This window comes from Pseudovibrio sp. W74, from assembly GCF_001623085.1.
GTDB lineage: Bacteria > Pseudomonadota > Alphaproteobacteria > Rhizobiales > Stappiaceae > Pseudovibrio.
In genome coordinates this window covers 30,898-54,771 of record NZ_LMCJ01000062.1, presented here as the reverse complement: position 1 = coordinate 54,771, position 23,874 = coordinate 30,898, and the positions used below count along the sequence as shown (strand labels likewise).

Sequence of the window (23,874 nt, the reverse complement as noted above, 5' to 3'; positions counted from 1 at the left end):
TCTTCTTGGTTACAAAACAGCATTTCTTGTTTCGAGCTTTTCAACTCGACTTGATAGCTCTTTGACCGCCTCAATGAGAACGCCGGTGAGGTTGCCATAGGCCACCGATAGCATCCCATTTTCACCTTCCGAAACAACTTCGGGCATAATCTTTTGCATCTCTTGAGCAATTACACCGGAACAACGCTTTTCGTCTTTTGTGAAATTGACGCCTCTCATTCCCATGACGAGTTTCAATGCATCAGAGATGGTTTCAATATCTGTTTTTGTGCGAATGTCGGACAAAGCTGTCACATCGCCAGTGACTTCTAAGTTACCGGTTAGGTAGTTCTTATCAACTTCGTTTTGGTATATTCCGTAGCATGTTTTTCCGGACCAGGACCCATCGAAATTTTGATAAAGTGCAAATACGTTACCTGTCAAAGTCCCGCTATCGTGGTCCATGTGTACATATTGACCATAGACATTATTCATCGTTGGGTTGTTTGAATCGGGATTAACTTCGACCTTATGGCCGTAAACAGTGTCTATGTTTACTGCTGCATCTAGATCAACACGAGAGCGAAGAGAATAGATATCATTAACGTCTCCTGTCGCATCTGCCCCTACATATGCAAAAAAATATCCCCCGTACATGACATTGACATAGTTAGGACCATAGTGACGAGTGTCACCGTGAATCGCAGACATTTCTTGTAATTGGCCCCCGTCATAATTGCGGGTATGAGCTAGGACACCACGATTATAGAAACGTGTTCCATCGGTCGTGCTTCCATTGGCGGGTACATGTGTATGATTGTGAACTTCAATAGCATGATTGCTACGGTTGGCAGTAATGTTTTGCTTTCCGGTCGCTTTGTTTTCAATTAGCAAGCCTTTATAGCTGGTATTTGTTGTTTCCCAGTTATTGTAAAGGTGCATCCTGCCAGCGCGGATTTTTGCATTGCCTGCGGATTTATAGTTAGTGTCCGAGCAAAAATTCCAGGTTCCAAGCCAATCTCCGTCATCGTGCCAAATATGGTCAATGTTATCACCGGAGAGATCGCCATTGATGCCACCAACGCGAGAGGAAATTACTGCCTCATTGTTGAGGTAAAGGCCTGATTTAAAATCAGCGATTTTGTTAAAGGTATTAGTTTCAGCGAATGTATTGCTCACGTCTCTTCGGGCAAATTTAGGGCCATTAACCCCATCCAGCTTCTCCGAATCTTGCACTTTTGTTGTTAGTGCTGGAACTGATACATCGCCATTACTTGTGTTAACGCTAAACAGCTCAACATCGCTGTCACCGTTAAACATCTTAAGTTTAGCTGTATTAGTATCTACTTGATGCGTCCAAACTCCGAACTTATCAAGGTATTCTGGTCTTGACGAACCTAGGTGCCCTGTCAACAACGCGTTCAAACTATCGTCAATTTGAGCGGTAACAGTAGCTGGTGCCATGGGCCCCTGCAACGGAGCTCCAAACTTTGTTGCCTGCGTCATAGCTCGAGTACCCTTCCATAGCCTTTTGCGACATAATCAAACGTGCGTGAAACAGCACTTCCTGCAGAGTTGTAGAAGTTGATTTTGAATCCTGACCGGCTTTTATTCATAATGCGATAATAGTCGCCTTGAACCATATCCTGGGCACTTACAGCCAAGCCCTGTAAGCTCTTGAACGCACCATCGAAAACTATGGATTTGCCACCAACAGGTGCACTAATATCATCGCCAGCGACAACACGATCCGGCATATCAATATGAATGTTGTAGCTTCTTAGAACAGGAGTTATTGATTCAAACTTTGAGCGCAAAACCACTCGGAACTGGAAAGCTCTGGCAGTATAATCTGCCATGGTTAGCTGCTCCCATTCGGACCATGTGACTCCATAGTCAGGGAAAGCTCCACCATCATTTGGAGCTTCATTTGTGTAACGAAGCTCTACCCAGATATCCCACTGGCCAGGCGTAGATGCAAAGTAATCTTCTAGGTCAAAGAAATCGGCTCTAACAAATAGATCTGCTTCTAAATTGACCCCATACCCGTCAAGATCCGCAATGAGGCGAGAAGTATGGATTTCGCTTAAATCGAAAAATCCATCGCGAGTGTAATGCCCTATATACTCGCCATTTTCCTCGTTGGTCTCTAGAAGATAAGCCTTGTATCCTGCATCATATTTAATGCCTGACTTGTGTCCCGTGAAGGTTTCTGCTTCTTCCGTCAGGTTCTCAAACACATTGGCAATTGATGCGAGTGCGTTGACTTGGAGCATCGCTGCAGTTTGGCTTTCTACTCCAGTTGCAGACACTGCTTTGACAAAATATGTACCTTTTCTTGCAGGCACTTGAAGGCGATTGTAATGTAGTCCATCTTCTACAATTGTTGCAGTGTTCCAGTTCGCCAAAGGATTTGAGCTGAATTTCACTGTGTAGGTGAAGGGCGTAAAGTTATCGATCCGGTTCCAGCTTAAGTTGGCCATATCGCCAATTACGGATGACTTAAATGACGTAATATCAGCAGGATAATCTTCATCAAGCCAGCCAAGAGCTGCGTACTTCTTCTCTACCGGGCGTGAGCGGGAGCCGGTATGACTCACTGCCATCACCTTTATCTCAAACTCACCATTTAGTGAGTTCTCAATCTCTACTGATTGTGAGTAGACATCAGAGAACCTAATGTGTTGGCCGCTTGGTGTGATGATCTCTACATTATAATGAGAGACGATCATTGATCGTGATGCAGACCAAGAGACCAGGAGTTTGATCTTCTTTTCATTAGCATTGTTGATGCGGAACTCAGTCACATCAATTTGCTCTGGTGCTTGGATAGTCGTGTTAATTCGAGAGTACGGGATTGGATCTAGTACAAGGTCCTGTTCAACACGATCGAATTTTTGAGGATCGTGGAACAGTGCGGAGACTGTTACTTGATCTTTTTCTGTTTCCCGTACGCTTAGAACTCGATACTGGCGCGGAGCCACATCTGTTCCGGTAATCGCCCACATCGCATTTTTGACGGGCTCTTCACGCAATGCATCCTTGAGGATAATCCGAGAGTTCGTTACAGGAACGAACTCTGTTCTATCACTCGCTTGATTCAAAATTGGAGCTTTGATCCTAAAAGAAAAATCGACTGCAGTGTCGTCGAGCACTGCCAGTCTAACGTAAGCCCTGGCCCCTGTTACTTCAGGGTCGCTACTTGTTACAGTCCCTTTAAGAAGCTCGGTTTTGCCAAGCGTAAAGCTATCGAGACTGTGGTAAGTAGTAGCAATAGAGGTAGCTGACGGATGGCTTCTTAGCTGTGTTAGAAGCTGAAAAGATGTTCCATCTGGCCAGACTGGTTCCTCAAGCATTTCTACCAAGCATGAAGCAGTCCATGTTTGTCCAGCTAGAGCGCGAGGCATATGAGCGTCGCGGTTGAATACAATTGCCAGCGATGTATCGCTACCTTTACTGCTCCTTCCGTGAATACGGAAATCAGCATAAGGTTGCCCCGTTTCATCAATACCTGATCCTAGTACATCAGTAACGACACCTGGAATGCTGGTTGTTGAAGTCCAGCTAGGTGGAAGTGATCCATCGCTATTCGCTTGCCCGACCTCAAACCCATCCATGATGATATGATTTTCGATCCCACTAGATGAATTTCTACCAAAAGGAAGGATGTTGCTAATGGCTTTGGTATCAATTGTACCATCCGGCATTGCTAACATAAGCGAGTAGTTTTGATCGTCTGACCGTTCAAAGCCGCCGTCCAGATAAACCTCTGACAGACCGTTATCTGTACGAACTATTCGTCCGCCGGTGCGAGCTTGAGCCTTCATGGGATCAGCTATCGCAATGATGTTTCCTGGAACGGCATCTACATGGTCGAGGTGCGCTGAATAAGTGGCCGTTTCAGTTTCGTGTTGCTCAGTATCCAGAATCCACTTACCGAAACGATGAGCTTGACCACGCGAAGAAATGCCATGGCCCTGTACAGATGTTTCCCGCCAACCATATTGCTGGAGCATTTCGTCATTAATGATGAGCTCCACTGCTGGTCGGAAGAAATCGTCAGGGTCATTCCAACTAACCAGCGCAACAGAATGGCGTGCCTTCATGGAAGTGCCGGAATAGGATACATGTCCGCCAACAACGTTTGCTGGTGATACCAGTTTTACTGGATCAGAAGGCATATCCGCTGTAGCGAATACTCTGCCCAAAGACCAATGCGCCATACCGCGGAAACAGGTACTGATTTTTGCAAGGAGATTGTAAGCTTCTTCTGGCTGATTAATTACACCGTTGAAGACAAAACGCGGCTCATAAGTTTTGTTGCCATTACTGTCTTTAAAGCCAGTTGGCACTTCTTCATCGCAATACTGGGCAATCATGTAAAAAGCCCATTTATCGATCGTCTCCGGAGCAATTTTTTCGCCGAGACCATAACGATCATTGATCAAGAGGTCGTAGAAAACCCAGATTGGATTGTTCGACCAAGCGATCTTAAATGTCCCGTCCCAAATGCCTGCATAAGTGCGACGAATAGGGTCGTAATTGGATGGAACATTTATCTTAAGCCCGCGTACATGATAACGTCGCTCAGGAAGGCTCGAACCGGCTTGTTCTGAGTCAGCTTCAATGTAAACGGCGGCAGTGTTGGGATAGGTGAACTTACCCTCAACAACAGCATACATTGCCTCCCAAAAAGTGGAGTTTTGGTTCTTGGTCTCTGAACTATCGCTAGTTAAGCGAGTCACACGAATATCCCAAGGAGAACCGCCGGTTGGAAGCTTAATGTAGTGCGCAATTTGCCAAGGAGATGTACACTTTTGATTTTTTAATTTTTGTCGAACAGCTTCTTTATAGGTTCCACCATATGGTCGAACTTCAATCTTGTATTCGACCGAGTTTCCGACTACGTCGCCATCCTTCTCAGTCTTAAAAAGAGAAGGAATGCGCATAACGACACGTACTGCATCTGCATCTTCTTGATTAATTGAACGGACAACTGCCGACTCGTTCTTTTTAACCTCAATGTTAACGTCATAAGGTGTTTCGACTTTAGCAGCACCGTTAAAGTGCGCTTGATCAGGTAAACCTTCTCTGAATTCCCAATGGATTCCATCAATGTTGCGGGACCCATCAAGTCCTTCTAACGGTGTTTCGTTTAAGTAGATTGATTTTTCACCATCAACCAAACCTTCGATTTCGCCTTCTGAAATAATCTCGACCAACTGCAATTTAGCACGGGACCGAAGAGTGTTTTTTGCCTCTGCCGGGGAATGACCGCCTTTTTTCCCGCCGCCACCGCCGCCGCCTTTGCGACCGTTGATATGAGAACTTGGTGTAACGTGCTGGTTCATGGTTTGTATCGACCTATATTTTCGATGTCCATTCCGGCACTGACGACGTGCCCGCCAGTGATGACTTCACCGTAAACAAGTGGGATTACAGAGCCTTGCGCCATTGAGCTGCTTGGACCGGATATTGAAAAACTCTCATCGCTTTTTTCTTCGGTTTTAGTATCGGTGGGCGTAAGCATTGCAGACACCCCTGTAAGAGCGATACTTGCACCCAGCATTGCCAAATTGCCCCACGTGGGCCCAACTGTACCAAAGATAGGGGCAGCTAAACCCGCTGCCGCACCTGCTGAAAAGAAGATAGCAGCACCAACTAGAGCAACACCAAGAATTGCCTTTAAGACGCCACCACCATTTTTACGGCCGGCGATAGCAGGAACGATATGTAAATCTCCAGTACCAAGGCGCAGCTCGTTGATGTGTTCAACGTTCAGGCCGTACCCTGTCTTGCGATCACCACGAATGACGTAATAAGAGCCTTCTTTGAGCGCCTCGCAAAACTCTGGAATTTGCATGCTGATGGCTCGGATAGCTTCACCAGCGGTGAGCACGTCCATTTTAAAGATTTCACCAAATTTTTTGAGGTGGCCGTGAAGGTGAATTTTACGCATCGGCGGCCTCATGTCTAACCCACATGGCCGCATGTCTTGCCCAAATGCCAGCGGGCTCTCGGCGTGAGGGGCGTGAAGGGAGATGATGGAGAAGGAGATTGTTGCCGATATAAATACCCGCATGGTTGATTTTCTTCGACCTGATGTTGGTCATGAAGCAATCTCCGGGCCGAACTTCACTCTTTTGAATGACGCGAAAGCCCTCTTTTTCAAACATGTCTTGGTAGAGGTCATCTTGTGTCTCCCACCAACTTTCGTTTCGGGGACATTCATTAAGAATAATAGGGTCAAAGGGCCATTCACTCGTGATGTCTAGGCGTGCAAGTTCATCCTTACCAAGCCGAAAGGTGTCGCGGATAAGCGAATAGCAATCATGGACGCCATGCATAAATTCACGGCCGACCAGAGGCGCAATCTCTAGCGTATCGCCCCACATAACCGGGTCAGAGGCGCGTTCCCCATCGGTTGCGATAATGCCCCATGGAACGTTTGTATGCAGCTGACCTTCCATATCCGATTGGCTCGGATAAAAAGGTCCATCGGGGTGCGAATGCAAAATTGCATCGAGACGGTTGCCGGCTTTAACAATTTCTTCTGGTGCGATTGAGAACGAGCATTTGCGGCATTCGCAGTTAGGGTAGCCGGTATGCTGTTCTGACGGTAAGGCGTAGTTGTAGGAACGCATGTATTGCCCATCTACAACAAGGCCACAAGCTTCTTCAGGGTAGGCCTGAATTGCGTGAGCTTTGGCTTCTTTAAACACTTCCGATGATAAGTGAGACATTACTGAACCCTCCCTGCACCGGGGAAACCGCCGAAGGGTAATGCCTTGGCTTTGCCAAACCGGAGTTCACAGTCAGATAAACGCCTGCCGCATTTATCTTTTGCTTTCGTGGTTGAAAGGCCGCTGGCGTCATAATACTTATTTGCAGTGTAGGGGCACTGTACTTTGGAATAATCAAAGTTATTCCGGTCAACTTCAAAGTATCGATAACGCCAGCGGCAGGTGTCACGAATGACGCGCCTGGCGGGTAATACGCGTCCTTCCTGATCAATTGCAGCCGAAAGTTCCCATTCGATAAAGAGTGGATTTTCTTCGCTTTTGCGCTCTACCTGAAATACATCCGGGCCAAAGTAAGCTGTAGGATCAGGTTCGGCGCCACCATCCAGATGACGCGCGAACACGCGTACACGGCGAAACTCGCAACCCAGCAAATCGCCGTATTGGTTTACGACAGTCTGGATGACGCCATTCGTGTTGGAAAGCGTAACAGTCGGCATGGGAATTGCGCCTGCAGAGTTCGTTTCCATGCCCTTGAATTCTACGTCTGCAGGTTGATAATCCTGACCGCCAAATTTAACTGGCTCGCCGGCTTCTGCTGATTGACAAAAATAGAATACCGGACCGCCCAGAGCGGTGGTGTCCAGCCGAAACAGGGAAATCAAAGCATCCGGAGTTAGACTTTGCGCAGCCTCGTAAATGGTGGTCATACAGCCTCCGTAAGAAAAAGTAAGTCAAAATTGATTTATTATATTTCACAAAACAAGTCAACAATGACTGATGTTATGACACGTAAGACTGGATAAATACTGCGGAAATCCTGCGAAATCCCTGTTCAATCCTGTCATCTGTCCATTCTTTGCAGGTCCAGTTATAGGTTACCGGACTGTTGGACGGTGCATACTGGAACGGTTCGTAACCACCTCTGGCCGCTAAAAAGTCTGTAATATACTTCGCTTGTTCTGGCAGCAGCTTTTCCCAGGTCAGGGAAAGCTCCTTACGAAGGTGGTTCAGGCCATCGGGAGATGACTGTGTGTAGCCATCTCCGTACTCCACTTCCCGGAGTTTTGCTGTGGTTTTGTCACTCGTTCCCGGTGACGGAGGAATGGGCGGTAAAAACGTCGCCATTTGATACTCCTTTAGGCAGCGATGATGCCACCAGGTCTTTGCTGGTTGCGAAGTTCTTTAATTACGGTTTGGCGCATGGAGCTTTCCAGTTCTCTGGACATTTTCTTGGCCAGATCTTGATTTTGCTCCGGAGTTCCTCCGCTGCCATTGACAGTAATTTCGTTATTGATGGAAACTGGGTTGAGTTGGGAAACATTGCTGTTTGCCACACCGCCCAGTGCCTTCATCTGTTCTGGGGTAAAGACCCCCTCACCTTTCTTGGCGATGATTGGAACCTCACCAGGGCCGAGGCCGAGACCTTTAATGATGCCACCTGTATGAAAGCGAGGAGCACCGACAAACGCGGCAGGGTTTATAGATCTCCTCACAAGATTCGATGCGCCGATAATGCCGCCGGTGTGGGCCAAAGGAAAAGGCTTAGGCGTAGGAATAGGAACACCTTTACTGCCGGTCTTTGCCGTTGCCGCCTTGCCAGATGAAGCGCCTTTATCTCCACCAAGTCCTGACATAACTTTGGACATGGTCCATTTGAGAGCCAGTTTGGTGATGTCCTTAATCATCGAGTTGATAAGGCCCGAGAAGTCTGCTTTCCCGGTCGTGATAAAATTCGCCAGCGCATCCACACTGCTATCGAGCCAACCGGTCATGGCTTGATTGAAGTTTTGACCAATGTTCGCCCACTCCTGCATTTGCCGCTGAAACGGAGTCTTTGGAGGCTCTTCTGGCTCTGGCTGCCGGTTCCTAGGTACAGCTGGAACGCCTGAAGGTGTTACAGGTCGCCTGTAATTTGCAGGTGTTCGCGGGCGTGTGTAGCTCTTAGGTGCTGCATCAGCGTTTGCTGGTACGGGCGGAGTTGAGGGTGAAGCTTCAAATTGAGCGAGCCTCTCTCTGATATCTTTGATGTCAGCCGTCCGACTCTCAATCAGGTTGTCCAGTTCTGAAATAGCAACTTGGATCGCTTGCTTTTCTAAATCACTTAGAGGGATGTCCTCGTTGCGGTCTGCGTTAAGCTTACGTCGTTCATTTGCGCTAGCCTGCTGTGCAAATTCAAGCACCGATTCTTTAAACTCTAAAATCACATTTAGGGCAGCATGGTCTTTGTTAGGTTGTATCGAGGATAAATCTTTACCTCTAGATGTATAATCGGCAGACTTATTTTGAAATTCAGCCCTTAAGTTCGATAATTGATCCTTGGCAATGTTCCTGGCGCCATATATATCAGCAAAAAGCTTGTCATTGACTTCATTTAGATACTGGCTCTGATAACTCTTTTCTTTATCTTGTCGATATGCATCAATAAAAGACTTTGCTTCATAAATTGCGTTTCTTTGATCAATAAAGTGTTCGAGGCCGACGATGTGATCACCAAGTCTTTCAGTTTGAAGGTCTAAATGTTCTTTGAAACGCTCGGGGTTTTCTTTGTATTTACCTCGTAATTCTGAAACAACACTAAATTGATTACTAATCAATGTTTCTTTTTTTCGTATGTTATCTTCGATACTTGGCAGTCTTTTTTCAAGTTGGTCAACAAATAATTCGGCCTGACTGATGGTTTTAAAGGGTTGTGCATCCTTAACAAGGCCTTGAAAAGCTTCTCTACTGGGATCATCAAATGCACCACTAATTCCACTTAACGTCGAAATGATTCTTGCAGGTAGATTAAATCTCCGGCCGAGCAAACCTATCCCCCCTATCAGGGCAGGAAGTTGGCCTTTACCAGGCCCAGATATTCCACCCAATTTTGCATCAATATGCCCAGATTGACTTGCATCTCCAACGCTATAGCGTTGCATATTGTTTAATAAACCAATAGATGAATCTATTGATACAATGGCTGAGTTAAATGGGTCAGTGCCATCGTGTTTTGCGGATACACTATTCTCTCGTCTCTTAAGAGGCGAGCCTACTTTCTTTCCGCGGGTGGCAGAGATGCTAAAGCTTCTTTCAGACTTCCGAGCCGCGATCGTCATTCGATTGAAATCTGCGACTGCTTTCGCTTGTCGTGAAAAAGAGGTCTCAATAGATCGGTTGATCGTGAGCAATGTATTTGCGGAGCTGGAAAACGACGCAACAACATTCCTCTGCAAATAAAGAGACCTTTGCAGGCTCGAGTTGAGTTTTTGAACATCACTGTTAACCCGCGACAGAGTAACACCCAAAGACCCGAGTCTTCCGGCAGAAGCTTGAGCAGCATCCGCCATTTTCCTGTGGCTGGTCGCCACGCTTTTGAGGGCACTCTCAAAGTCTTTCAGGGACTTGGTGCTTTGTTTAATTTTGGAAGTAAACTTGCTGTCGTCTAGATCAAGTTCAACAGTGATATTCTCGCTCATCACACGCCTTTACTGAGTGTCATCAGGGCTTTTAGGCCCTCTACATCTCGTTCTGCTTTTGCCTTTTGCATTGCTGCCTTGCCTTCGTCGATAACGATAAAGGTGCCCATCTGCTCTCGAAGATCTTTCATCAAATCTCCGACTTTTTCGCCGGACGCGGCGTAGATCGCAACGGTCGCAAAGCGGTAATCCTCTTCCGCCCGCAAACGATCTATATTCTTGTTAAAGCCCCAAAAAACAGTGATCGGCAGATCGAGCAACTCGCGATAACCCATATGGTAATAACGCATAACCCGACTGAAAAAGAAGCTGAAATCAAGCTCCTTTACGACACTGCCTGGGCTTGTCCGTTTCCCTCAAGCCCTGCCTCTTCCGCAGCTTTGTTGATTTCGTCTTCAACGTCCTGCTCACCGTTATGCTGGCGCATAAACTCCATGAGACTGGAAAGCTGCTTCATCTTCAGTCGCATCAAATCATCTTCGTTCACAGTTGGAAACGAAGACTTGATCACCTTGACGATGGTTTGGGTTTCTTTCTCGATGTCACCGTCGACACCAAGATTTTGCAGCAACCTGGTATTATTAATGAAATCCTGAACCGTTGCCTCAGTCATTCGATGTGACTTGCCGTTCAATTTGAAACTGACTTCGTCGCCTTCTGAAATAATTTCGTCAAGATTCAGGAAGTTTGGGCTATTTGATTTCGTCTGGGTCATGGATTCCACTTGTAAGTTAGATATTGACTGATCTCACAAAAGATCAGTCAATATTGACTTAATTAATCTGACAAATCAAGCGGCGGTAGCGTCAATATCGCCGTAAACAAAGAGTTCTTTGGTCGTTGGGTTTGGATAACCAGTAAAGGATACGTTATAAACCCGCTCTTCGTCATGTTTATAAGCAAACGTCAGTGAACCAGCTGTCGCAGCCAAAGGAATAACAAAATCCTCGGACTTATCGCTAGCGTCTTTGCTCTGCGGATGAAGTACTAGGTCTTTCGCAAGATCCAGTAGATTAATGCCAACACCATTTGGAACAACGACTTTCTTTTTGGTTGCATCTGAACTGTCCGTGACGAGTTCTGCACCAGGCATGATACTTGCCATAAGATCCAGTGTGGTCTCAGCAAGTGGAACAGTCGCGCTTACTGTTCGTTTCTGGATGGATTCACCTACAGGTGATGCGCCAAACTGATCGACAGTGATCTCATGGGTTTCTGTCTCAACAGCGACTTCTACACCACCTTTAGTGTAACCGAGGTCGACGCCACCCAGAAAAACCTGACAAACACCGATCTTTACGTTTTTTGTATCTGATGCCATTTCAATATCCTTTGTAAAGGCAGTATTAAACACAACTGCAATTTTAACATGATTTGTAAGTATGTCAAAACTGACTTACATTTATTTTTGAAATTGAGCGAAAGCTGATTTACTTTGTGTGCTTATCGTGTGGTAAGCAGAGGTGCTATGCTGCTTTGATTGATGCCAAATTGACATGAATATCAAAGGTCCACTCATATCCACTTCCCTCAGTGCGGGAGCTAACAATTGGGAACTTGCGCGGTCTAACAAAGTTCAGCTTAGCGATGGGCTGTCCTTCGGGTTCAATGGTGATAATCTGTTCTTTATCTGAGATGAGTGTGGTTTGAACGGCCTCAGTTAGTTGTTCCCCTTCTTCAAGCGTTGGTGCTCGGACAATGATTTCCAGATTAAAATCATAATAATCGGGAATTTCGGGGTCAACTTGAATGCCGTCTTTTGTCGCTCGAATGAGCACCCCTTGTTCAGTCGTGGAGGGCATCTCGTGTTCGAAAATTGAACTCCCAATTAAGCCGACATTCGCATCGGCAAGTTGGTTCGAAAAAATACTAAGCATATTTATACCTGCTTCTTCATGTTGAATTTGGTTGTCTAAAGCGCTCTCCACATCAAGCCGGTTAGCGTCATTCTGCTTAAGCAATGCCCAAGTGAATTGCTTTTCTAAGCGATCTGAGAAGCCACTTTTCACAGTTGTTGTTATAGGTTCTGATGAGCTTAGGAACTGGCTTTAAGTTAAGACTGATGTCTCCTCATGTATTTAGTTTGAGCCATTAATCGAATCCTCCCAGCCCATAATCATCAGTTCTTCTTCTGAGGGTTTGTGTACGTCATCTTTGGGTTCAAAAAACTCTCCTGCTCCGCATTGAAGGCAGGACGGAGCAGGTCCGTGCCTGCGAGCATGGATACATTCGACACACTCTTCGTGGCGTGGTGTGAATGGCACCTGCTCTTCTATGAAACGCTCTCGTTGGATGGAGTTCTCCTCTTACGCTTCAAAATGCGGCCAAACTCATTTTGACTTACTTCTATTCAAGGTCGCATTTTTCGCACTTCAGGAGCGGCGTTGAGTAAATCTCCTGATATTAATGTAAGTCAAAATTAACTTACTTTAATATGGATTAATATATTTTGCAATGTGGATCGCCTTCATCAATGTAGTTACAAAATGTGACAGGTATCCTGGTTGTCATGTGTTGCTACTTTGTAGCACTCAAAAGTCCAAACACGGACTTTGATAGGTTGAGATTTCCTTCGTTGGCGCGCTCAATGCAAGCAAGGAAATAGCCGCTAGGGGAGGTGATCAGCTCAGGATAGCGCAAGGATTTCTCGGCAACGACTGCCAATGTGGCTGCGGTAACAAATCTACCTTGACTAGCTATCGCAGCTTTCAGCCCAGCCTCATGTAGCCCAATTAAGTGTGCTAGAGGAGCAAGGGAGCCTATCAAATCTTGCCAGCAGTAGAATTGTGTTTCTACGAGGTTTTGTACTTCCAAACAGGCCTGCTGAAGAAGACCGATGGAAATGGATTGCAGTGAGTCGTTTGCATGAGTTCGGCGTGGCTTGCAATCCATCGATTTTGCTATGCCCTTTTTTTCAGAAGCAATATCAGGAGCATAGCTGTTGTCATCGGGCTGACTTGAGGCTCGTTCTATTACGGAATCTTTAGATGTTTTTATTGTTGTATTAGATAAGTGTACGTCATTTTTGTCACCCTGAGATGACATTTTGTCTATTCCATCTAAAGTCTCTTTATACAGATTTTCCAGCAAGCTAGCCTTCTCGCTAGAACTTAGGCACTGTCCCTTGATATATGCTGCACGAGATAATGAGGAGGATGCTAGTTCTGGACAGGTAGCTGCTAGATCTGCGATAGCTCTTGTGTATTTTGTAATAGCTCTTTGAGCAGCTTTCTTGGCTGCAAGTGCCTCCTGGAATTCTCTTGCTACTTTTTTTAGCTCTTCAAGGCGATTGCAGGCAGGGGTTAAATCAAGTCCGTAGCCATAATCGATCGAGCCATCATCTTTTCGGCGAATATAGCGCCTTCCATTAGGACTATCATTATAGGCAATCAAACCAGCTTCAGCCAAAGTCCTTACAGCGCGACTGACAGTACGCTTGCAGCGGCAAATGTATTCAGCTAGGCGTTCGTTAGAAATTGCTACCAGAGGGCGTCTACCTGCCTTCAAGTCTTCTTTTCGTACTAAGCCCAGGAGTATATCTAAAACTTGATAGGGAGTGCCTGAAATTTTTAGGACAGGGGCAGCTTTCTTTAATGTTATAGCGAGTTCCGCTTTGTTTACTGATTGAGCTAATCCACCTTTTGCTCTTTGTTGTGAAGTTATTATGGAGCTATTGAGTTTACGAAACGTGGCAATTGATGAATGCTGCATCGGATATTCCTTCCGTGTCCCTCACGGTTAGTTCAAAGTAAAAATTCCAAATGAGCACAGAAAATCATTGCCTTGCTTGAAGCAAAGCTTGATTATAGTCTTGAAACGCCGTAATAAGAGATCGCTAAATAGTCTTTTAAGGCGCTTTGCGCTTTTGAAATAAGGGATTGGGACCTATCTCAGTATAGGTCCTTATCTTTTGACGCTAAGCCATTTGACTTCACCCTTTTCTTTTCAAAATTTCTTTTTATGTTCAGCGGTTGATCAACTTGATGATCTGAAAAATTACGAAACGAACATCAAGCAGGTTATTTGCTCAGAAGTGCGCATCGTTACGTCAATGAAAATGGATGTACTTTCATCTCAACTCTTGCGGGAAGCAGGTTTGTAATACGTAGTCAATTGACGAGAAAAAGGCCTCTTGGTCTGCCTTGATTTAGTTTCCTCACAAATAACCTGAGAAAGCTAGTTGGCTAAACATGGTGTCCATTTAGAAGTCTCGCCTACACAAGAATAATCTCATGTATGATCCAAAAGTCAGAATACCTTTGTCTGCATATGGTAGGAGAAATTATCCAAAACTGCTTTGCAAACAGCATTCTTCAATCATTGGATTATTTTGATGATTGCCCTTCGAGAGCTGGCTTGTTTGAAAATGCTCAATTTCATAGTCATTGTCCCACATTGACTATTCTCCCCCTAAATTGAGTAACTACCCAAGTTTGTTTTGGGTAACATGGTATCGTGTTGAAATAATAAGTCAATAATGACTGATCTTTATTGCTTGTGTCTTTTGATGTCAAACGAGCGCTATCAAGTTATCTTTGGCTCCAGCTCCGATTGGTAGTTGGTCAATATGACTTGTGCTCCGATCAGTTACAAACGCCATCGCTTTCCACCCGAAATTATCGCTCACGTTGTTTGGCTCTAACACCGCTTTTCGCTCAGCCTGCGTGAGGTCGAGGAGATGCTGCTGGAGCGCGGCATAACCCTGTCCTAAGAAACCATCCGCAAGTGGGGGATCAAGTTTGGCCCAGCTTACACTCGTCAGTTACGCCGCAAAAGAGCACAAAACTCAGATATCTGGTATCTTGATGAGGCTGTGATCAAGATCCAGAAGCAGTGATACTACCTGTGGCGGGCTGTTGATCAGGATGGTTACATTCTGGATGAAATCCTTCCAAAACGGCGCAATGCCAAGGCTGCGAGGCGCTTGCTGACCCGCCTTTTATCGAAGCAAGGCGTTGCTCCAAAGCGAATGATCGCAGACAAGCTTGGTTCTTATAGAGCGGCAAAGCGCAAGGTGATGCCGGCTATTGAGCACCGCAGCCACAAGGGCTTAAACAATCGCGCGGAGAATTCGCATTTACCCTTACGAAAACGAGAGCGGGCCATGCAGAAGTTCAAGTCGCGAGGGCAGCTTCAAAGATTTCTGGCGACCTTCTCCTGCTTGCGCAATCTCTTCGTTCCACCTCACCACCAACGTTCCGCAGTTGACATTCACTTCCACCGCATCAACGCTTTTTCACAATGGAAACAAGCCGCTATGCTTGGCGCCTAAAACGCGCCCGGCGAATACTATGGTGGCCAACTTCAGGTTAAATTGATAGCGCCGCAATTGGCCAGATACTTTCATCCCGATCACAGCAGCCTTGATGCCATCCGAACGCTTCGGGGCAAACGCAATCGCCTCGGATGCGCGGTGAAAGTTCTGGCCGATCAGTTCTACGCCCGGCAAGCGGAAATTTGAAGCTTCCTTGATGGACGGCTGGATAGCTCGCGGACACGAGAACTTGCTGACAAGAGGCGGGCAGCCGGTCTGGCGTCGTAAACCCTCATTCTCGGAGAAATGCACTCAGTCTCAGTAATGTGATCCTGTCTTACATAATGTGCGCCAGTCTCAGTTAATCTGAGCCAGCTTGGTATTAGAGTCTCAATTAATTTGAGCCGAAAATCGGGATAATCTCAATCCGCGACACCTGATCAAGGGTCTTGAGGAGACTATTTGTGAGGGTAATTCCCTAGAGGTAGATAAGATGCAGTACGTAAAATACCTGTAAGATGCTTTGTGTTGCTATTGTGAGTATGAAAACCTAATTCTAGAGCTATTAATTTGAGGGGTATATATTTAATATTGAAAATAAGTCAAAATTGAATTATTGTTGTGATAGCTTGCGGACTGGTATTGATGGCGAACGAAAGCAAAAAGAACTTTTACGAACGTACGCACCCTGAATATGCAAAGAAAGTCACCGTGTGGAAGTTATTGCGTACAATTTATGATGGTGGTCGCCAGTGGTTCATCCTGCATATCTTCAAATTCCACAAAGAAGGGAACAGGGAGTATGCTGATCGGGTTGGACGAGCTTATCGCTTCAACCACACCCGGGAAGTGGTCGAAAGTCTACGAGTGATTGCGCAGCGTGTTCAAGATGTTTTTCCTGAACTTATTCATAACGACGGCAAATGTAGGTCTGTCAATTACCACGGCTTGACTGTGCCATTGATTGAAGCAGTCAAGGAGTTGAGCGTACAAATAGCCACACTGAAAGAAGGAGTAGAAAATGGCGCTTCAAACTAACGGTCCGATTTCTCTTGGTGATGTTCGTTCTGAGCTTGGTTTGTCGGGGCGCATTTCATTGGGAGACACCGCTGTGCGCAATCTGGCGAAGCGTACTAGTGGTTCGATTGCTCTTAGTCATCTTTACGGGAAATCTAGCATAATCAGGGAGCCGGAAACGGGCGGTCGTTATAATCATGATGTTCCGTGGAGCTTATTTAGAATATATCCTCCAACTGGATTTTGGCATATTTGCTGGGATGGTGCTTATTTTTTAGATGCCGTTGTTCATGGGGTTGACGATAACGTCAGAGACCGCACATATGCCGATGCTGATGGGTGGCGGTATTTCAGAGGTGATTTGGATCGAACGTGGAATGGAGGCGAGTTTTACCAAGTCTACAGAGTGAAGCTGTAAATTTAAAATAGCGGTTCCCGCCGACTGTTGTGCGAGGCCGTGTAGAAATTTCAAAACTATTTGCCCGCTTTGCATCCCGCAAGGCGGGTTTTTTGGCTCTGTTGCAAAAATTGTCGGTGACTGCGATGAGACATCATTCAATGTTGGTTTGGTGATATTATGAGTGCTTTCAAAGGCCGACATTTCAGTGGTGAAGTGGTATTATGGGCGGTTCGCTGGTATTGCAGATACGGCATCAGTTATCGTGACCTTGAACAGATGATGGTTGAGCGCGGCGTTCGCGTTGATCATGCTACAATTTACAGATGGGTCCAGAGATATGCCCTGGAGATGGAAAAGCTTCTGCGTTGGCAATGGCGACGTCCATCCTCCTGCAGTTGGCGGGTCGACAAAACCTACATAAAGGTTCGCGGGAAATGGGCCTATCTCTACCGAGCCGTAGACAAGTTCGGCAATACTATCGACTTTTATCTCTCTCCCACTCGCAATACCAAAGCCGCCAAGAGGTTTCTAGGTAAAGCTTTGAGTGGCTTTAAAGACTGGGAAAAGCCCAATACTATCAACACCGACAAAGCCCCATCATATGGCTTTGCTATATCCGAGTTGAAAGCAGAAGGAAAATGCTCCACGGACACTGAACATCGCCAAGTGAAGTATCTGAACAATATCATCGAAGCTGATAACGGCAAGCTGAAACAGCTCATCAAACCTGTATGCGGGTTCAAAACCATGAAGACCGCCTATGCGACGATCAAAGGCTTTGAAGTAATGCGGGCTCTGCGCAAAGGCCAGGCTGGTGCCTTCAACTTCTCAAAGGATGTTCTGGGTGAAGCCCGCCTCGTTGAGCGGGCCTTCGGAATTGGCCCAAGTGCTCTATCTGAAGCCATGATCATGCTCGAAAACCATCTTCAGAGCGATAAAATCTAATGAAATAGCCCTGAAGTCACACAAATTGCGCTCTAAGACATGTTTGCAACAGAACTCTAAAATGTGCCCAGAGAAAACGATTGCGGCTATATTCAGGTTAAGTTGATAGCGCCAGCGACCCCTGCAACAAGGCCATCGGGTCGTAATCAGGAATGATGTCAAATGCTCTGCCTAAAGATCCTGTTCACGATGTTTTGGCTATCTCCAGAATCGGATAGTGCTTGTATGAAGGTCGATTCTGCTGATTGGTTTTTGAAGTTGGGTTCTGAGCGAAACCACTTCGCGTGGATTGTTTTCCATCCCTTATTTCTAAAGTTATCTGAGCTAAATGTTTACATCCGTGATAGAGGTAAAGCTTGTTAAAACAACAAGTTAGTGCTGAAAAATGAACTAATGCTGCCTAAGTGATCATGGCTATATTGATTTGTTAAGTATTCATTAACCAAGCAATCGTTGACTTCCGATTGAGAAATGCAGAGTATTTCCTTAATTCCTGTTTAATCAAAAATTTCGGGTGATTTCGGAAATGGACACTGAGGTACTAGAGCGCGGTATTATGCTTTCTCAAATGAAGGCAGACCATAAGGCTTTATCCAGCACGCTTGCGGCGCTGGCGCAGTCTCAGTTTCCTCCAAAGGCAGAAAAGAATCTGCGCAAATTTGCAGCGTCAGAAGCGGCAGCCTATCTGGGTATCACTCCGCGCTATCTGGCTCTGTCTGCTGATGAAATGGGGCTTGAGATTGAGAAGGTTGGTCGCGGTGAGCGCCGCTATTACTCTCTTGAGCAAATGAACCAGATTCGAATCTACCTTGCGGAAAAAGCTGGCGATGATAGCGCCAAAGCGTTGAACTATGATCCACGCCGCAAGGAAGATGAAGACATTCAGATCATCGCCTGTTCCAACTTTAAGGGCGGATCTGCCAAAACTTGTACTTCGGTGCATCTGGCGCAGCATCTGGCCTTGCAAGGCTATCGTGTTCTGCTGGTGGACCTGGACCCGCAAGGGTCTGCCTCCAGTATGCTTGGCTTTGTCCCTGAGATGGTGCCGGAAGAGGAATCTCTTTTTGCATCAATACGTTACAGTGATCCGAAGCCTATGAGCGAGGTGGTTCAGAAAACGTATTTTGATAACCTTGATCTGGCTATTGGCAGCCCGTTCCTCACCGAATGGGAATTTTTTGCGCCGCATTATGCTACCTTGGCCGGACAAGAAGAGCCTGTATTACGCAACCGTATTGCAGACATTGAGGATGAGAAGAAGCAAAAAGGTATCACCAATACACGGCTTCGTGAGTTGGAAGATGAACTGGCAAGCAACCATGCCAAGCTTTCCGACTGCCTTCAGCGCAAGCTTTACTTCACTCGCCTACAACTGGCGTTTGAAAATGTTGAAGACGCGTATGACGTGATCATCTGCGATACGCCGCCAAGTCTGGGCTACCTGTCCAACGCGGCATCCTTTGCAGCGGACCATTTGCTGGTGACCATTCACCCGCAGTGGATCGATTGTGAATCTATGGCACAGTATCTGGCAACGTCCATCGCGCATAACGAGTTTTTTGAGAGCACCGTGGCAAAGCAGCTTGGGCCGGAGTATCTGGTGCCTAAAACGCTGCAATATCTAATTACGCGCCATGATAATACCAGCCGTCCGGAAACAGATGTGGTGACTATGCTGCGTTCTCAGCTGCAAAATGTTCTCACCAACACAATGTTGCGAAGCTCCGCGATTGCCGAAGCGGGGAACGTTCAGCAAACACTTTATGAGGCGGAACGCTCCAACTTCAATGGCAAAACATATGATCGTGCGCTGGATTCCGTTAATCGAGTTAACAGCGAGATTGAGGAGCTTCTGAAGTCTTATTGGGGTCGCTCATGAACGATAAACGTAAGAGAAATAAGAGTAAACTCAGTGCGATCATGACCGGTAACAATGCAGGTCTCGAGCGTGCGGCCAGCACGCCGGTTGCAGAAGAGGTGCCAAAGCCACGGGAGAAGAGCGCTGTTGGACGCCTTGGTGCAGCCCTGCATTCCTTAACCGAACAGCGCAATGAAGCCGTTGATCCAAGCCAAATCATCAAAAACCTCGATGCCAAGTTGCTGCTGCCATCATTAGCGCTGGACCGTGCGTTTGAAGGTGATGATGAAGAGCTGGACAGCCTGGTCGAGAGTATTTCCAAGAATGGTCAGCAAGTGCCTGTTCTTGTGCGCCCTCACCCGGACCGGACAAACCATTATCAGATCGCCTATGGGCACCGCCGGGTTAAGGCCTGCTTAAAGCTGGATATTGCGGTTCGCGCGGTTGTTGAAAATTTGAGCGATGAAGAACTTGTTATCGCTCAGGGTAAGGAAAATGAAGAACGTAAGAACCTTACCTATATTCAGCAATGTTTCTTTGCAGCCGAGCTGAGCAAGACGTTTACCCGTGAAGTTGTTGCCGCCGCTGTTGGCGCTGGTGACAAGACCCGTGTGTCTAAACTGAACTCAATTATTCGCCGCGTGCCGGAAGATCTTATTGAAAACATTGGGTCCGCCCGTGGTATTGGCCGTGTGAAGTGGGAGACGGTAGCAAAGGCTTGTGAGAACGAGGGGGCTGTTGCCCGGCTGCGCAAGAGCATTGCCAACCTGAAGACTTCAGGCAAATGGGATGCTCTTTCCAGTCCGGATCGTTTTGCCTGGGTTCACGATCTGGCTGTCTCTACTGAAGTGGTGGATGGAAATTTATCTCCTTCCACTGTGGAGGGAGTAGAGGCCCGCAAAGCCGCTGTGCAGCGCAAACTGCTCATCAAGGGCAGAGACGGCAAACCGGCTGTTGAGGCACGCGGATTACGGAATATCAAGATTGTAATGACAGATGAAGTGCGGGCTGCAGCCTTCTCTGAATATCTGACCAGTAAGATAGATCAGTTGCTTAAGGATTTTGAGCAGCAAGAGCAAAAGGTCGTGGAGCCAATGGGAGCAAGCGAATGACCTAACCGCAAAAGAAAACGGCCCCGCAGACAGCAATCTGCAGGACCGGAATTCATCTGGCAATCCAGAGCAGAACTCTAGAAGTACCGTATCAGCAAATTCACCGTACTTCGTGCTGCTGTTAAAATCAATCGCCTTCCTATGGGGCGGTACGATTTTTTGCGTTCTGCGCCCTGATTTGCCTCTTATTGATGACACACGTTGCATAACGTGTGTTTTAAACGCTCTTCGGAACCGTAGGGCGAGAGGGTTTTGCTATGCAAAATTCAGGCTCAGTGGCCTCATTTAGAAAACTCACACCAGAGATGATGGTCAGTCAACGTCTGGCTATGGCAAATGATATTGTTGAAACCACAAAGTCAGAAGTGGCAATGGCGCTCAAAAAGGCAGCACCTGCCCTTGGCATTGATGGGACTTGCTATCATATTCTGGATATCCTGATCGGCCTTACTGCTGCGGATGACTGGCAACCCAATCACCGCCCTCTTGTTGCAATCTCCAATGAAAAACTGGCTGAATACGTGTGCCGCTCAAAGCGCACCGTCATTCGCTGCCTGAAACGGCTGGTAGAAGCGGGTATCATTGCTTACCGGGACAGTCCAACCGGACGGCGCTATATTCATCGTGGTGAGTTCAGGCAAGGGAAACTGGGTGAGATTGAGCGCGGGTACGGCTTTGATTTCTCCCCTGCTCGCCAACGCGTTCGTGAGCTGAAGAAACTGGGTGTTCAGTTTGCTGAACGTCTCAAGGCACAGAAAGACGCCCGCCGGACAGTAAACCGCTTGCTCCGTGCGATTGAAGACATGGCACTTCTTGCCGCTAAAGAAGATCTAGAGTTTTGCAATGTACAGGACGCGGTCGAGACACTCAGCACCAAGCCGATGGATGTTGTTACTCGCGCAGAAGTGCTTCAGAGTCTTTATGAAATGGCGGTGGCAGCCTTTACTCCTGCTGAAGAAGAAACACAGGAAACTGATAGTTCATTATCTGATGAGATGACATGCGCGGGTGACATTGACGACATCCCTTATAATAATACAAACCCTCAATCTCTTAAATTGAGTATAAAACAGCGGAGATCAGCTCACGCTGATCACTCAAATAGGAAAAACCTCAAGCAAGTTGAGGTTAAAACAGCTTTTGAGAAAGAACTAAGGAGCAATTTTGCGGCCAAAGTTAAGCCTGCTGAGCAAGAAGATCCGCTAGAGAGCATTTCCATAGGCTTGCTCAAATCAGCCTTATCAAACCTTCAAAGTAGTCTTGGGTTTGAGTTTAACAACTGGAGTGAATTGCTGAAGGCAAGCGGTGATATTGCATTGCTGATTGGTTTGTCTCAATCGGGAATGCAACAGGCTCAAGCAAAAGTTGGACGATATGCGGCGGCGGCTGTGCTGGCAACCACAGCGGAGAAAGCCCTGCGAGATCCTTTGCTGATTTCCAGTCCGGGCGGCTATTTCAGAGCGTGCATTGATCGGGCTGTCGATGGCGAGCTGGCGCTACACAAGTCGTTATTCGGCCTGGCACAATCTTGTTGAACGCGTGCAATTTGATCAAAGCCAAGGGTGCACGCGTGCACCCTTGGGATAAAAAATCATATAATTCAAATGGATAGCTATTTTACCTTTTGTTGAATATCTTATCAAGAAGCACCTTGGTATTCTTGGTTTTGACCTTGTCCAGATAGCCTTTGGGTTTCTTGATTTTGCCTTCCTCAGCGAACTTAGAGATGCACTTCATTTAGCTATCACTGGCAACGTTGTTAGCGTCTATCCAGCTGCTCAGAGTTCTTACTGAGCTTTTGGCTTCATCAAGAAGAGGCTATCCCAAACGTTCAGCTATCATCATTGCCAACTTGAGCTGTGCTGGGCTTGGGGCGGATGGCTCCCCTGCCCGCTCCTTCATTGGCCACAGATAGGCCCGCAAGGTGTCATAGTTTACTAGATCTGCGCGGGTGAAATGCTTGCCCTCGCGCTCAGCTTTGCTCTTAGCTGCTTTGACTATGGCTGGGCACGGTTTTCGCTGAATGTCGAGCTTTGCCCCCTGCCCGTCCAGCACGTCAATTGCTGACTTCGCAGAGCTGCAGATCTCCTTAATGATTTCATCAGCACCGGCACTGCCCCTCACAATGTCATCAAGTCGCGCTTCCATTGTTGCGGTCGTTGCTGGATCGAGCAGAGAAGGACACCGGTCCTGCAGAAGATGATAGAGCTGCATAGCCGTATCGCTTGCAAAGAGTTTGCCCTTGGTGACAGAGAGGAAGCTTTGCTTCTTTAACCCTTCAATTATGGTGTCTCTGGTTGCCGGAGTACCAATGCCCTTGGCTTCCTTCAGCCGTGCACGCTGGCCTTCATCATAGACAAACCTCCATGCGTTTTGCATGGCCTCTATCAAAGACTCTTCTGTATAGCGGGCTGGTGCCTTTGTCTTCTTGGCGTCAATATTGCCAGCTGAGATCCCTACACTTTCATCGTCTGCGACCTGAGACAGTTCGGCCTCGCTATCTGAAGACGACCTGTCCTCGATGAACTCACCGTAAACAGCACGCCAGCCTGAATGAATTGTAGAGCGGCCCACAGTCTTGAACACAATAGTCTGGCCGCTCACCGGCACACTGATAGCAATCTGTGTCTGGTGATATTCGTAATCAGGGCCAAGCGCTGCGAGGAATGTCTTGGCTATGAAATCAAACAGCTTTCGCTCATCAGCGTTCAGCCCTGCAATGATCTTTGAAAACTGATCAATCACAGCTGGATTGAGGATGATGGCATGATGAGATTCACCAGCTAGTCCGGCATCTGAGAATACACCGCGTTTGCCTGTCCTGATTGTTGGGGCCTGCCAGTCCAGATCCTTCACATAGCCGCCGCCAACAAGAGCGGCAAACACAGCGCTTGCTCCCTCAACCATGTTCTCAGGAAGATAGCGCACAGCAGCGCGTGGGTAGGTTGTCAGCTTGTGGATCTCATAAAGAGCCTGCGCAACGTCTAATGTTTTCTTCGCCGTCCATCCCCATTTGGCAGCTTGTTTTTGCAAGCTTGGAAGATCAACGGGTTTGCCTGGAGCCTGACGCCGGTGACGCTGGCTGGACCGTGCCAGCCGGTTGTGGCTGCA

General features: G+C 46.9%; 20 protein-coding genes and 1 pseudogene. 7 read left to right on the top strand and 14 right to left on the bottom strand.

From position 1 onward, the window contains the following. Nucleotides 1-9: 9 nt before the first annotated feature. From PsW74_RS26905 to repC (PsW74_RS26850), 12 genes are all read right to left on the bottom strand, one after another. The gene (locus PsW74_RS26905) at nucleotides 10-1,485 is read right to left on the bottom strand and encodes a tail fiber domain-containing protein (RefSeq protein WP_063287015.1); all 1,476 of its coding nucleotides are present in this window, start codon (nucleotides 1,483-1,485) and stop codon (nucleotides 10-12) included. Beyond that, a complete protein-coding gene (locus PsW74_RS26900; protein ID WP_063287016.1) occupies nucleotides 1,482-5,330 on the bottom strand; it encodes a phage tail protein in 3,849 nt (1,282 codons plus the stop codon). Before PsW74_RS26900 ends, PsW74_RS26905 begins: the two co-directional genes overlap by 4 nt. Continuing rightward, nucleotides 5,327-5,938 (bottom strand): tail assembly protein, encoded by a 612-nt coding sequence (locus PsW74_RS26895; RefSeq protein WP_063287017.1) that lies wholly within the window; start codon nucleotides 5,936-5,938, stop codon nucleotides 5,327-5,329. The genes PsW74_RS26900 and PsW74_RS26895 overlap by 4 nt, the downstream gene beginning before the upstream one ends. After that, nucleotides 5,931-6,722, bottom strand: a complete 792-nt coding sequence (locus tag PsW74_RS26890; protein WP_063287018.1) for a Mov34/MPN/PAD-1 family protein — start codon at nucleotides 6,720-6,722, stop codon at nucleotides 5,931-5,933. Before PsW74_RS26890 ends, PsW74_RS26895 begins: the two co-directional genes overlap by 8 nt. Continuing rightward, complete coding sequence (locus PsW74_RS26885; RefSeq protein ID WP_063287019.1) at nucleotides 6,722-7,429, bottom strand: phage minor tail protein L; 708 nt, start codon at nucleotides 7,427-7,429, stop codon at nucleotides 6,722-6,724. The genes PsW74_RS26890 and PsW74_RS26885 overlap by 1 nt, the downstream gene beginning before the upstream one ends. Nucleotides 7,430-7,502: 73 nt before the next feature. Next, nucleotides 7,503-7,847 (bottom strand): phage tail protein, encoded by a 345-nt coding sequence (locus PsW74_RS26880; protein ID WP_063287020.1) that lies wholly within the window; start codon nucleotides 7,845-7,847, stop codon nucleotides 7,503-7,505. Nucleotides 7,848-7,858: 11 nt separating this feature from the next. Next, nucleotides 7,859-10,177 carry a phage tail tape measure C-terminal domain-containing protein gene (locus tag PsW74_RS26875; RefSeq protein ID WP_063287021.1) on the bottom strand — a complete coding sequence of 773 codons (2,319 nt, stop codon included), beginning with the start codon at nucleotides 10,175-10,177 and terminating at the stop codon, nucleotides 7,859-7,861. After that, a complete protein-coding gene (locus PsW74_RS26870; RefSeq protein WP_063287022.1) occupies nucleotides 10,177-10,467 on the bottom strand; it encodes a hypothetical protein in 291 nt (96 codons plus the stop codon). Before PsW74_RS26870 ends, PsW74_RS26875 begins: the two co-directional genes overlap by 1 nt. A 35-nt stretch (nucleotides 10,468-10,502) precedes the next feature. Further along, the gene (locus tag PsW74_RS26865) at nucleotides 10,503-10,892 is read right to left on the bottom strand and encodes a hypothetical protein (protein ID WP_063287023.1); all 390 of its coding nucleotides are present in this window, start codon (nucleotides 10,890-10,892) and stop codon (nucleotides 10,503-10,505) included. 75 nt (nucleotides 10,893-10,967) lie between these two features. Further along, nucleotides 10,968-11,498 (bottom strand): hypothetical protein, encoded by a 531-nt coding sequence (locus tag PsW74_RS26860; RefSeq protein WP_063287024.1) that lies wholly within the window; start codon nucleotides 11,496-11,498, stop codon nucleotides 10,968-10,970. Between the two features lie 145 nt (nucleotides 11,499-11,643). After that, a complete protein-coding gene (locus PsW74_RS26855) occupies nucleotides 11,644-12,186 on the bottom strand; it encodes a minor capsid protein (protein WP_063287025.1) in 543 nt (180 codons plus the stop codon). 508 nt (nucleotides 12,187-12,694) lie between these two features. Further along, nucleotides 12,695-13,888 carry a plasmid replication protein RepC gene (repC, locus tag PsW74_RS26850; RefSeq protein ID WP_063287026.1) on the bottom strand — a complete coding sequence of 398 codons (1,194 nt, stop codon included), beginning with the start codon at nucleotides 13,886-13,888 and terminating at the stop codon, nucleotides 12,695-12,697. Nucleotides 13,889-14,744: 856 nt separating this feature from the next. Between repC (PsW74_RS26850) and PsW74_RS28545 the strand changes: the two are divergent. After that, nucleotides 14,745-15,449 (top strand): annotated as a pseudogene (locus PsW74_RS28545) (IS6 family transposase). On the opposite strand, the gene PsW74_RS29070 reads toward PsW74_RS28545, so the two are convergent. Continuing rightward, complete coding sequence (locus PsW74_RS29070) at nucleotides 15,414-15,743, bottom strand: hypothetical protein (protein WP_063287027.1); 330 nt, start codon at nucleotides 15,741-15,743, stop codon at nucleotides 15,414-15,416. The pseudogene PsW74_RS28545 and the gene PsW74_RS29070 sit on opposite strands and share 36 nt — an antisense overlap. 333 nt (nucleotides 15,744-16,076) lie before the next feature. Between PsW74_RS29070 and PsW74_RS26840 the strand changes: the two genes are divergently transcribed. From PsW74_RS26840 to repC (PsW74_RS26810), 6 genes are all read left to right on the top strand, one after another. After that, nucleotides 16,077-16,469, top strand: coding sequence for a hypothetical protein (locus PsW74_RS26840; RefSeq protein WP_063287028.1), 393 nt, complete (start codon nucleotides 16,077-16,079; stop codon nucleotides 16,467-16,469). After that, the gene (locus tag PsW74_RS26835; protein WP_063287029.1) at nucleotides 16,453-16,866 is read left to right on the top strand and encodes a hypothetical protein; all 414 of its coding nucleotides are present in this window, start codon (nucleotides 16,453-16,455) and stop codon (nucleotides 16,864-16,866) included. The genes PsW74_RS26840 and PsW74_RS26835 overlap by 17 nt, the downstream gene beginning before the upstream one ends. Nucleotides 16,867-17,025: 159 nt before the next feature. Beyond that, nucleotides 17,026-17,793 carry an IS6 family transposase gene (locus PsW74_RS26830; RefSeq protein WP_063287030.1) on the top strand — a complete coding sequence of 256 codons (768 nt, stop codon included), beginning with the start codon at nucleotides 17,026-17,028 and terminating at the stop codon, nucleotides 17,791-17,793. Nucleotides 17,794-18,319: 526 nt separating this feature from the next. Next, entirely contained in the window at nucleotides 18,320-19,672 is a 1,353-nt protein-coding gene (locus PsW74_RS26820) for an AAA family ATPase (protein ID WP_063287032.1), read from the top strand. After that, on the top strand, nucleotides 19,669-20,763 hold the full coding sequence (repB, locus tag PsW74_RS26815; protein WP_063287033.1) for a plasmid partitioning protein RepB: 1,095 nt from the start codon (nucleotides 19,669-19,671) through the stop codon (nucleotides 20,761-20,763). The genes PsW74_RS26820 and repB overlap by 4 nt, the downstream gene beginning before the upstream one ends. 257 nt (nucleotides 20,764-21,020) lie before the next feature. Continuing rightward, nucleotides 21,021-22,298, top strand: coding sequence for a plasmid replication protein RepC (repC, locus tag PsW74_RS26810; RefSeq protein ID WP_063287034.1), 1,278 nt, complete (start codon nucleotides 21,021-21,023; stop codon nucleotides 22,296-22,298). 283 nt (nucleotides 22,299-22,581) lie between these two features. Here the strand turns inward: repC (PsW74_RS26810) and PsW74_RS29065 are convergent. Beyond that, on the bottom strand, nucleotides 22,582-23,874 hold a 1,293-nt coding region (locus PsW74_RS29065), incomplete at its 5' end, for a DNA topoisomerase (RefSeq protein WP_244277907.1).

Coding starts and splice junctions, on each gene's coding strand:
- PsW74_RS26905 (WP_063287015.1), bottom strand. CDS start 1,485: ATGACGCAGGCAACAAAGTTTGGAGCTCCGTTGCAGGGGCCCATGGCA.
- PsW74_RS26900 (WP_063287016.1), bottom strand. CDS start 5,330: ATGAACCAGCACGTTACACCAAGTTCTCATATCAACGGTCGCAAAGGC.
- PsW74_RS26895 (WP_063287017.1), bottom strand. CDS start 5,938: ATGCGTAAAATTCACCTTCACGGCCACCTCAAAAAATTTGGTGAAATC.
- PsW74_RS26890 (WP_063287018.1), bottom strand. CDS start 6,722: ATGTCTCACTTATCATCGGAAGTGTTTAAAGAAGCCAAAGCTCACGCA.
- PsW74_RS26885 (WP_063287019.1), bottom strand. CDS start 7,429: ATGACCACCATTTACGAGGCTGCGCAAAGTCTAACTCCGGATGCTTTG.
- PsW74_RS26880 (WP_063287020.1), bottom strand. CDS start 7,847: ATGGCGACGTTTTTACCGCCCATTCCTCCGTCACCGGGAACGAGTGAC.
- PsW74_RS26875 (WP_063287021.1), bottom strand. CDS start 10,177: ATGAGCGAGAATATCACTGTTGAACTTGATCTAGACGACAGCAAGTTT.
- PsW74_RS26870 (WP_063287022.1), bottom strand. CDS start 10,467: ATGCGTTATTACCATATGGGTTATCGCGAGTTGCTCGATCTGCCGATC.
- PsW74_RS26865 (WP_063287023.1), bottom strand. CDS start 10,892: ATGACCCAGACGAAATCAAATAGCCCAAACTTCCTGAATCTTGACGAA.
- PsW74_RS26860 (WP_063287024.1), bottom strand. CDS start 11,498: ATGGCATCAGATACAAAAAACGTAAAGATCGGTGTTTGTCAGGTTTTT.
- repC (WP_063287026.1), bottom strand. CDS start 13,888: ATGCAGCATTCATCAATTGCCACGTTTCGTAAACTCAATAGCTCCATA.
- PsW74_RS26840 (WP_063287028.1), top strand. CDS start 16,077: ATGGCGAACGAAAGCAAAAAGAACTTTTACGAACGTACGCACCCTGAA.
- PsW74_RS26835 (WP_063287029.1), top strand. CDS start 16,453: ATGGCGCTTCAAACTAACGGTCCGATTTCTCTTGGTGATGTTCGTTCT.
- PsW74_RS26830 (WP_063287030.1), top strand. CDS start 17,026: ATGAGTGCTTTCAAAGGCCGACATTTCAGTGGTGAAGTGGTATTATGG.
- PsW74_RS26820 (WP_063287032.1), top strand. CDS start 18,320: ATGGACACTGAGGTACTAGAGCGCGGTATTATGCTTTCTCAAATGAAG.
- repB (WP_063287033.1), top strand. CDS start 19,669: ATGAACGATAAACGTAAGAGAAATAAGAGTAAACTCAGTGCGATCATG.
- repC (WP_063287034.1), top strand. CDS start 21,021: ATGCAAAATTCAGGCTCAGTGGCCTCATTTAGAAAACTCACACCAGAG.